1 protein-coding gene is annotated in these 1,188 nt (G+C 66.9%); it reads right to left on the bottom strand.

The genetic code is table 11. The features are described 5' to 3' along the window. Positions 1 to 1,188 (bottom strand): hypothetical protein (locus tag ACZ4VL_RS40830; protein ID WP_468211121.1); only part of this gene is annotated, 1,188 nt, incomplete at both ends.

Here is a 1,188-nt window from a genome sequence, read left to right as displayed (position 1 = left end):
GGAACCGCGGGAAACGCGGGAAATCGTCCAACCCAAAAAAGTCGTCGTTGGCAAACGGCTGCAGTACATAGTCAGCCCCACGCTCGTGGCGCATGCGGATCTGACCGTCCTGTACGCGCGCGCGTACTCGCGAGCCGAAGCCAACCTCCACCATGCCACCTTCGCCGAAAGTCAGTTCGTCCATCAGCCCGCCGGAGGCCGCATAGTGGCCGCAGGGCACGGCGGCGGTGGGGTGCTGCACCAGCGCTTCGCCCAGCTGCAGCAACGCGGACGCCTGACGGCACGATCGCTCGTCGCCGCCGTCGCAGGCCGCCTGCAAGGCCGTCCGACCTTCCCTCAGATTGCCGGCGTCCCACTGCAGCATGGCGACCTCCATGCAGAAGCCACTTTCGCGGACCTGCGTGCACAGCCCCTGCAGGCGCTGCAGCCGCGCGTCAGACAGTGCGGGCTTGACTGCAGGCGAGAACACTTCAACCATGCTGGCCGCCATCGAGGCCGTGCGAATGGCGGTGTCGACAGCCTCGACGAGCTCGGGCCGCTCTTCCAGAATGACCATGCAGGCCTCGGCGTCGGCAGCAGGGTCATCGTCGCGGCACTGGGGGGGGAAATCCATCTCGGCCATCGCCTTTTCCATGGTGGCCTGTATCACCGCGATCTGTGCTTCGGTCGGCGTATCGCTGCCGGGGGCCTGGTCGGCCTTGCGATAGCGATCGGGCAGGCGCTGGCAGAGTTGCGGAGCGCCTTCGGCGCAGCCCGATTCCAGTGCCGGAAGGCTCAGCTCATGGTGGTTGTAGAGGCACTGCCGGGCGTCGGCCAGGCAGCTGCCGGGCGTATGTTCGACCGGGGGCAGGCACGCGGCCGGCTGGATCAGGCGGTAGCGTTTGCCGTCCCTATGCAGGGCGCGACCATCGCGCTGGACCTCCAGTTCAGAGACGAGGCCGAAGGTGAGATCAACCAGATTGAGGCTGCCTTCGCTGCGCTGGACAACGAAGGGCCGATCGGAGATGTAGCTGCCCTTCTCGACCCCGCGGTCAGGCCCATCCACGCGCAGCTGGTTGCCGCCGCCTTCGGCCTCGAAAACGCCGCAGCGTGGCAGGCCGGATGCGGCGGCCTGTTGGGCGCAGAACAGCATGGACAGCAACACGATGCAGCGCGGAAGCAGGGTGCGCGGGGTGAATGCAGACAGTT

It is taken from the genome of Streptomyces sp. NPDC029014 (assembly GCF_055564695.1).
The sequence above is the reverse complement of the archived record's forward strand: the minus strand, read 5'-3'. Positions and strand labels throughout refer to the sequence as shown.